10 protein-coding genes are annotated in these 9351 nt (G+C 31.4%); all 10 read left to right on the top strand.

The window, feature by feature from the left end; translation table 11 throughout:
* The first annotated feature begins 190 nt into the window (after nt 1–190).
* The 10 genes from QM536_08510 to QM536_08465 all read left to right on the top strand — a co-directional run bounded on the left by QM536_08510 (nt 191) and on the right by QM536_08465 (nt 9340).
* Nucleotides 191–1573 (top strand): NfeD family protein, encoded by a 1383-nt coding sequence (locus QM536_08510; GenBank protein ID MDI9357047.1) that lies wholly within the window; start codon nt 191–193, stop codon nt 1571–1573.
* Nucleotides 1574–1576: 3 nt separating this feature from the next.
* Nucleotides 1577–2713, top strand: coding sequence for a glycosyltransferase (locus QM536_08505; GenBank protein ID MDI9357046.1), 1137 nt, complete (start codon nt 1577–1579; stop codon nt 2711–2713).
* Nucleotides 2704–3342: a 16S rRNA (guanine(527)-N(7))-methyltransferase RsmG gene (gene rsmG / locus QM536_08500; GenBank protein ID MDI9357045.1), complete on the top strand. Its 639-nt coding sequence runs from the start codon at nt 2704–2706 to the stop codon at nt 3340–3342. The genes QM536_08505 and rsmG overlap by 10 nt, the downstream gene beginning before the upstream one ends.
* A 9-nt stretch (nt 3343–3351) precedes the next feature.
* A complete protein-coding gene (locus QM536_08495; protein ID MDI9357044.1) occupies nt 3352–3711 on the top strand; it encodes an MmcQ/YjbR family DNA-binding protein in 360 nt (119 codons plus the stop codon).
* A gap of 144 nt (nt 3712–3855) precedes the next feature.
* Nucleotides 3856–5226 carry a polysulfide reductase NrfD gene (nrfD, locus tag QM536_08490; GenBank protein MDI9357043.1) on the top strand — a complete coding sequence of 457 codons (1371 nt, stop codon included), beginning with the start codon at nt 3856–3858 and terminating at the stop codon, nt 5224–5226.
* Nucleotides 5227–5233: 7 nt separating this feature from the next.
* Complete coding sequence (locus QM536_08485) at nt 5234–5761, top strand: DUF3341 domain-containing protein (protein MDI9357042.1); 528 nt, start codon at nt 5234–5236, stop codon at nt 5759–5761.
* Nucleotides 5762–5773: 12 nt separating this feature from the next.
* Nucleotides 5774–6385, top strand: a complete 612-nt coding sequence (locus tag QM536_08480; protein MDI9357041.1) for a cytochrome c — start codon at nt 5774–5776, stop codon at nt 6383–6385.
* Between the two features lie 214 nt (nt 6386–6599).
* Nucleotides 6600–7487 (top strand): bestrophin family ion channel, encoded by an 888-nt coding sequence (locus QM536_08475; protein MDI9357040.1) that lies wholly within the window; start codon nt 6600–6602, stop codon nt 7485–7487.
* 29 nt (nt 7488–7516) lie between these two features.
* Complete coding sequence (gmd, locus tag QM536_08470) at nt 7517–8623, top strand: GDP-mannose 4,6-dehydratase (protein ID MDI9357039.1); 1107 nt, start codon at nt 7517–7519, stop codon at nt 8621–8623.
* A gap of 3 nt (nt 8624–8626) precedes the next feature.
* Nucleotides 8627–9340 carry an SDR family oxidoreductase gene (locus tag QM536_08465; GenBank protein MDI9357038.1) on the top strand — a complete coding sequence of 238 codons (714 nt, stop codon included), beginning with the start codon at nt 8627–8629 and terminating at the stop codon, nt 9338–9340.
* Nucleotides 9341–9351: the final 11 nt, after the last annotated feature.

Here is a 9351-nt window from a genome sequence, read left to right as displayed (position 1 = left end):
CATCTGTAAAAAGATCTCTCTTTTTTTTGTTTTTTATTAAAAAAAGAAATATTTGTATTATTTTTTGTAAAATTGTAATGATGTGTCAATAAACTTAAAATATTGTAATATATTGTTATATTGTTTTTTTTCATTTGATATTTTAGATATCAGATAATAAATAATTAAATACTCTCTCAATTGTATAGTAATGAAAAAATATAATATTGTTATTTTGTATTCATATATATTTTTTTTAATGGACTTTCATACTTTTGGTGAGCCATTAAAAGAAAAAACAAATAATCCTAAACCGATTATTTTTCATATAAAACTTTCAGGGGAAATAGATCCTCGGTCTAATAGATATATAATGCTTGCTTTAGAAAAAGCGACGAAGGAAAAAGCAGACTATATAATATTAGAAATAGATACGTATGGTGGAGCATTAAATGACGCAGATGATATAAGAACAGCACTTCTGAATTTTAAAAAACCCATTTATGCCTACATAAATAAAGATGCAGCATCAGCGGGAGCTTTAATTTCTATTGCTTGCGATAGCATTTATATGAGTGATGGAGCAAGTATAGGTGCAGCAACCGTAGTAACCGCAGATGGTTCGGCTGCCCCTGATAAATATCAAAGTTATATGCGATCTATTATGCGATCTACAGCAGAAGCAAACGGAAGAAATCCTCAAATAGCAGAAGCAATGGTAGATCAAACAATTGTTTTACAAGATTCTTCCATAAAAAAAACAGGAAAAGTAATTACATTTTCTACCAGCGAAGCCATTAAATATGAGTTTTGCGAAGCAAAAGTAAATAATATAGAAGACATTCTCAAGAGAATCGAAATACAACCTAAGCAATATATCATAAAAACATTTTCTATAGGATTAGTAGAAAAAATAATAGCCATCTTCTTAAATCCATATATATCCGGCTTATTAATTTTATGCATCATAGGAGGAATTTATTTTGAAATGCAATCACCTGGTATCGGTTTCCCATTGGTGATAGCTGTCATAGCAGCAATACTTTATTTTGTTCCTTATTATCTCAATGGATTAACAGAAAATTGGGAAATACTTTTGTTTATAATAGGAATAGGACTTTTAGGGGTGGAACTTTTTGTAATACCCGGGTTTGGAATTTTTGGTATATTAGGGATAGCCATCATGATGTTCTCTTTAGTCCTTTCCATGATTAATAATATTGAATTTGATTTCTCTTTTGTAAAAATGGATACATTTATGCTTGCTTGTATAGTAACAGGAATCTCCGTTCTTTCATTTCTTATATTGTTTTTTTTCGGATCTTCTGAAATAATAAAATCTAAATATTTTCAAAAAGTAGCTCTTTCACAAGTCATGGATAGAGAGGCAGGGTTTAGCAGCTCCCCCCTTACAGGGAAACTGATAGGAAAAGTAGGAAAAACATATACTATTTTGAAACCGAGCGGAAAAGTAATCATAGATGATATTATTTATGATGCTATAAGCCGGGGAGGATACATTGAAATAGAAAAAAATATAGAGGTCATATCTGAAGAAGGAACTACCATAAAAGTAAAAGAAATACAAATATAAAAAATGATCTTTACAATTGTTTTATCTCTCTGTTTATTTTTTTTCTTTATCCAACTCATACTTCTCATCTATTGGAGTAGAGGAATAATAAAAATAAGTAAAGAAAATAAGTACCAGCTTCATACGAATTCCAACGAAGGAATATCTGTAATAGTGTGTATTCACAATCAAGAAGCAAAAATAAAAGTATTACTACCCGCATTATTAGGACAAGATCACCCTCATTTTGAAGTAGTAATAGTAAATATAAATAGTGACGAAGCAACTACGCTTTTTATTAATAATGAAAAAAACTTGCACGAAAATCTAAAAGTGGTAAATATTTCATATATTCCACCACACGTTACTACCAAAAAATATGCTCTCACTTTAGGAATAAAAGCTGCGAGCTATGATATAGTAGCATTTACAGAAGCCCATTGTATACCACATTCGGATTGGTTAAAATCTATCGCAAATTCCTTTCAAAATGATAAAGAAATAAAATTTAGCATCGGATATTCTCCTTATTTTACAGAAAAAACACTTTTAAACAGAATTATACAATACGATACCACATTAATCGGAATGCAATGTATAGGGAGTTTGGGTAATAAAAGACCTTTTATGGCTAACGGAAAAAATTTAGCATACAGAAAATCCTTTTTTTTAGAAAATAAAGGATTTGAAAAATCCATAACATACCCATCAGGGTATGATGATATATATGTAAACAAATGGGCAACTCCTCGTAATACTACGGGAGTATTTTTTAAAGAATCTATTGTTTATTCATATCCTTACAAAAAATTAATAGATTTTTGGAAACAGAAACTCATACATTTAAACAATAGAAGTTACTACACCCACGGTAGGTTTTCTATTTATATATGGGAATTTTCTCAAGTAGCGTTTTATATTTCTTTTATATCACTTTTTTTTCTCATAGATACCATATCTTTTCTTTCCATTCCTTTACTTTTTATCTGCATCTTACCCATAAGGTTTTTTCTCTGGGGAATATTTGTTCTACTATTTAATAAAAAAAGCGGACAACAAAGATTCTTATCCAGCATATCATTTTTGGATATATTATACAGCATACATCTTCTGATTTTACTTTTAACAATATTCTTAAAAAAAATATTTGTATGGAGATAATAAAAGATGCTCGTATCATTGTTCAATATTTTCCAAATATATCCGACCATCAAAAACAATTATTTACCCAACTTTCCGCATTATATGAAGAATGGAATACAAAAATAAATGTAGTATCTCGAAAAGACATTGATAATATTTACACACATCATATCCTTCACTCACTCAGTATTGCTAAAATAATACATTTCAAACCAAATACAAACATAATAGATATCGGAACAGGTGGAGGATTTCCTGGGATTCCTCTTGCAATAATGTTCCCTCAAGCACAATTTACTCTCATAGATTCTATTGGGAAAAAAATAAAAGTTGTAGAATCTATAGCAAAAGAACTGCAACTAACAAATATAATATACCAACAAATAAGAGCAGAAGATATGAATGGAAAATGGGATTTTGTATTGAGTAGAGGAGTAACAAATATGCATACATTAACCCAATGGGTTAAAAAAAAAATAAATACACAACCAAAACACGAAATTCCCAATGGAATATTTTGTTTCAAGGGTGGAGAAATAGAAGAAGAATTGAGTCACGTAGAATACCCATGGATACCGTATGATATAACTGATTTTTTTTATGAAGAATATTTTAAAACAAAAAAAATAATCCACATATCTCTATAAAGTAAAAATATGACATTAGAAGATCTACACCAATACTGTATATCAAAAGAAGAAACCGTAGGAGAATTCCCATTTGATCGAGACACCTTAGCATTCAAAGTGAAAGGAAAGATATTCGCTCTCACCTCTATGAAAAAATGGGAAGAACAAACCCCTTCTATAAACTTAAAATGCAATCCAGAAAAATCTATACAGCTAAGAGAACACTATAATTCTATTACCCCAGGGTACCACATGAACAAAAAGCATTGGAATACCATACAAATTAATAAAGAAGTAACAGATACACTTTTATATCAGCTTATAGACCATTCTTATAATATAATATGTAAAAGTTCAACTAAAAAAACAAAAATAATAAAAATATAAACCATAATTAAAAAAAATAAATAAGATTATAAAAAAATATCTAATTATATTTATTTTTGGCAATAATGAAACATATTAATATAAAGCATTCATTTCATTAAAAAAAAAACAATACATAATTTTAAATAACTATATAGAATAATAATGCACTCAACAACATCAAGCATAAGAATACCGCTGATAACAAATGGAAAAACAGTACATGATGTTACAGTAGATATATGCAGACGAGTAGAAGAAAAACCAACCAAGCTATGGTACTTAGCATTAAGTATATCATTGCTTCTTTTGGGATTTGGTACATATTGTGTAGCTATTACACTGTGGGAAGGAATAGGAAAATGGGGATTAAATAAAACTGTTGGATGGGCCTGGGACATAACAAACTTTGTATGGTGGGTAGGAATTGGGCATGCGGGAACGCTCATTTCTGCAATACTCCTCTTATTTCGCCAAAAATGGAGAATGTCCATTAATAGAGCAGCAGAAGCAATGACCATATTTGCAGTTATTTGTGCTGCTATATTTCCATTCCTGCACATGGGAAGATTATGGTTAGGCATCTATTGGGTATTTCCCCTTCCAAATACATTTGGATCCCTATGGGTAAATTTTAACTCCCCCCTTTTATGGGATGTATTTGCAATATCCACTTATTTTTCAGTTTCATTAGTATTTTGGTATATAGGGCTTATACCTGATTTTGCAAGCATACGTGATAGAGCCACTACAAAAACATCTAAAAAAATATATGGCATACTCAGCTTAGGATGGGATGGAGCTGCGAAAACATGGTCTCGCTATGAATCCATCTGCCTTATATTAGCAGGGTTAGCAACGCCTTTAGTTCTTTCTGTTCATACTATAGTGTCTTTTGATTTTGCAACTTCTGTAATTCCTGGATGGCATACTACCATATTTCCTCCTTACTTTGTTGCAGGAGCAATATTCTCAGGTTTTGCTATGGTTCTCACTCTTTTACTCATTACACGAAAAGTATATAAATTAGAAGATTATATTACGATTCAGCATATAGAACTGATGAATATTATTATAATAGTAACAGGATCTATTGTAGGAATAGCGTATATTACAGAGTTTTTTATGGCATGGTATAGTGGAGTAGAATATGAATTTTACGCATTTTATAACAGAGCAACAGGTCCCTACTGGTGGGCGTATTGGTCTATGATGACTTGTAATGTAATATCCCCACAACTTTTTTGGTTCAAGAAAATACGCACAAACCTCGCAGCTACTTTTATACTTTCTATAGTAGTAAATATAGGAATGTGGTTTGAAAGATTTGTCATCATCGTAACCTCTATTCATAGAGATTATATTCCATCCAGCTGGGCTATGTTCTATCCTACTATGTATGACGTAGGAGATTATATATTCTCTTTTGGAGTATTTTTTACATTTTTCTTTCTCTTCGCCAAGTTTTTTCCAGTAATAAATATGGCAGAAGTAAAAAGTATAATAAGCACAGATTCTGAAAAAATAAAAAAATAAAACACAAATGAATTCTGAAAATAAATTTTTAATAGGAGTGTTTGATAATGAACACGTACTGCTGAGCGGAATAAAAAAATTGCGAGATAATGGAATAAAAATATATGAAGTGTACTCTCCTTTTCCTGTGCATGGAATAGATGAAGCACTCAGCTATAGAAGATCACGCCTTCCTATTGTAGCATTTTTATTTGGTATAACAGGAACGACCCTCGCTCTCACCATGCAAATAGGTATGATGGCAGTAGATTGGCCTATGATTATAGGAGGAAAGGACTTCTTACCATTCCCATCTTTTATACCCGTGACTTTTGAACTCACTGTACTATTAGCAGCGTTTGGAATGGTAGGAACTTTTTTAGTCATCAGTAATCTCAAACCCTGGGGAAAACCGAGAATGTTTGATATAAGGAGTACGGACGACAAGCACATAGTAGCAATTGAGTTATCTAAAAATAAACACTCCGCAAGCGAAGTAAGGATTCTTCTAAAATCTAGTGGAGCATCCGAAGTAAATGAAAAAATAATATCTTAATAAAATAATATCATGAAAAAAAAATATATTTATACTACAATATTTTTATTAATGTTGGGATGCAAAGCAAAAGATAACTATCCTGGAAGAGAATACGCACCTAATATGTATCATTCTGTAGCTTATGAACCTCTCACACAAATAAAAGACCCAGAAGCAGGTAGATGGCTCACTTCCCATGATGGAAAATATGCAGAATACTTTAATTCTAATCCATACAACATATCCATGATGAATATGAGGGAACCAGTAGAAGGAACCGTGAAAAGAAATGCAACAGGACTCCTCCCCTACCGACTTCCAAAAGATTCTCTTCAGTATGCAGGAAAATTCATAAAAAACCCATTGGATTCAACAGAAATAATCCTTTCTCAAGGCAAACAACTCTTTGAAAGATTTTGTAAACACTGTCACGGAGAAACAGGTCTCGGGGATGGAGAAGTAGGAAAAGTATATAAAGGGGTTACTCCTTATAATTCAGCAGCCGTAAAAAACGCTCCCGAAGGTCATATATTTCACGTTATTACCCATGGAAAAGGAAGAATGAAAGCACATTCCTCCCAAATATCTATTGAAGAAAGATGGAAAATTGTAAGATACGTCCAAACTCTCCAAAAACAATAAAAAATTGATATCCGCTGATATATATAATTTTATATATTCTTATTGAGAGGTTCTAAAAATTCAAATCCTAAAAACTATATCCCTTAAAAATCAATAGTTACCAACACTTTTTTTTTGCAAGAAATCAATTTTTAGAACCCACCTATTGTTATACCAAATACTTTATTTATTTTCGTTCTTTATAAACACTCAATAAAATAATCAACATACTTTTATGCAGTATAAAAATAATAATGATAAACATTCCATTTTGACTATTATATTCAGTAGTTATAGCAGTGCCGTTCAAAAAAAACTTCTGCCGATGTTTTTATTTATAACACTCTATTCATCTCTTATATGTTTTATAGTAGATTATTTTGGTATTCATGAGCATTTTGATGGTGCTGTATCTTTCCATTCCTTGTTAGGGGTCGTTTTAGGATTATTTTTAGTTTTTAGAACAAATACTGCTTATGATAGATGGTGGGAAGGAAGACGTCTTTGGGGACAGCTAACCAACGATTCAAGAGCATTAGCAATAAAAGTAAATGCTTTTATTCCAATTCAATATGGATCTGATAGAATATTTTTTATAAATTTTATTTCTAACTTTGCTGTCGCATTAAAGCAACATCTAAGAAGCGAACCTATTATTGAAGGACTTGCGTTTCAAAACGAAGAAGAAAAAAAACAAATAGATTCCAGTGTAAATAAACCCGCCGAAATATGTGCTTCTATGGCAAAAAAAATAAATATTATATATAAAGAAAAAAAAATAGATGGCTTCCAATTGCAAACGTTAATAAGAGACCTAAATTCTTTTACAGATATATTAGGAGGTTGTGAAAGGATCAAAAGCACCCCCATACCTCGTTCCTATAGATTATTTCTAAGAAAATTTTTGTTCTTATATACCTATACACTCCCTTTTGCTTTTGTGTTAGATTTTAAATATATAACTATCCCCGTAGTAATGCTTGTTTTTTATATATTAGTGAGTATAGAACTTATCGCAGCAGAAATAGAAGATCCTTTTGGAAGAGATGTGAATGACCTACCAACAGATATAATTTCTACAAATATTCATAAAAGTGTTACACAAATAATAAAACATTCATAACAAACAATAATAATCATTAACTCTAAAAAATGCTAAAAAAAGCTCTTATAACAGGTGTAACGGGACAAGATGGTGCATATCTTTCTGAATTTCTCTTAGAAAAAGGATATGAAGTATTTGGAATAAAAAGACGTTCTTCTTCTTTTAACACAGAAAGAATAGACCATTTAGTAAAAGATCAGCATGAAAAAGAAATAAAATTCAAACTATACTACGGTGACCTGACAGATAGCACAAACCTTATTCGTATAATACAAGAAATACTACCCGATGAAATATATAATTTAGGAGCCATGAGTCATGTAAAAGTAAGCTTCGATACCCCTGAATATACCGCAAATGCAGATGGAATAGGAACTTTACGCTTATTAGAAGCTATTCGTATACTCGGCTTAACCCAACAAACAAAAATATACCAAGCAAGTACCTCCGAACTATACGGATTAGTACAAGAAGTTCCACAAAAAGAAACAACCTCTTTTTACCCACGTTCACCTTACGCAGTCGCAAAACTCTATGCCTATTGGATAACCGTCAATTATAGAGAAGCATACAATATGTTTGCTTGTAACGGCATTCTTTTTAATCACGAATCACCCCTGAGAGGAGAAACTTTTGTGACCCGAAAAATTACCAGATCTGTAGTTAATATCGCATTAGGTATTGAAAAAAAATTATATCTCGGAAATCTAAACAGCCAAAGAGATTGGGGACATGCAAAAGATTATGTAGAAGCAATGTATCTCATTCTGCAACAAAAACAAGCAGAAGATTTTGTCATAGCTACAGGAAAAACAACAGAAGTCCGTCAGTTTGTTAAAATGGCTTTTCAATGGATGGGCATAGAAGTACAGTTTGAAAAATCCGGTATCCATGAGGTAGGAATTATTTCTCAAATACATACAGAACGTTTCAAAGAACTCAATATCAAAAATACACTTTTGAAGCCAAATACAGAAGTAGTATGTGTGGACTCTCGATATTTTAGACCTACTGAGGTAGACCTGCTCATTGGCGACTCTACTAAAGCACAACAAAAATTAGGATGGAAACCAAAATATAACATACATTCTCTGGTAGAAGAAATGATGGACAGCGATCTCAAAAAAATCAAAAAACAAATACAACTATACTAAAGTATGAATTCACTTGTTATAATCACAGGTGGAACTAAAGGAATAGGAAAGTCCTTAGTTTCACGATTTATGGATGGCGGATATGATATAATCACTTGCTCTCGCAGTGAAAAAGAACTATCCTTATTAAAAGAAAAGATGGAAGCACTCTATCCATCCCAAAAACTCTATTTTTGCAAAGTAGATGTATCTTTTGAATCAGAAATTTTACAATTTGTAAATTACATACATACATTTCTTCCCCAAAGAAGTATAGAAGTTATTATAAACAACGCAGGTTTTTTTTCAGGTGCAGATATAACAAATAGTGAAGACGGGGAATTAAAAAAACTCATAGATACCAATCTCTATAGTGCATATTATCTCACAAAAAAATTAGCATATATCTTAAAGCAAAAAAAACGAGGGCATATATTTAATATCTGTTCTATAGCAAGTTTGAAAGCATATCCAAATGGAGGGCTCTATACTATTTCTAAATTTGCACTATATGGATTTTCTAAAGCATTGAGAGAAGAACTCATACCTTATAATATAAAAGTTACCTCTGTTTTACCAGGAGCAACCTTTACAGATAGTTGGAAAGATACCCATCTTCCAAAAGAACGTTTTATTGCAGCCGATGATATAGCAAATATAATCTTTCAATCATATCTTACCTCTCATTCTACACTCGTAGAAGATATTATTATACGCCCTTTATTAGGGGATTTGTAATAAAAATGGAG

The sequence above is a fragment of the Chitinophagaceae bacterium genome, from assembly GCA_030053935.1.
In the GTDB taxonomy this organism is placed as follows: domain Bacteria; phylum Bacteroidota; class Bacteroidia; order Cytophagales; family JASGCU01; genus JASGCU01.
Note: the sequence above shows the minus strand (reverse complement) of the source record. Positions and strands in the feature narration are given on the sequence as shown.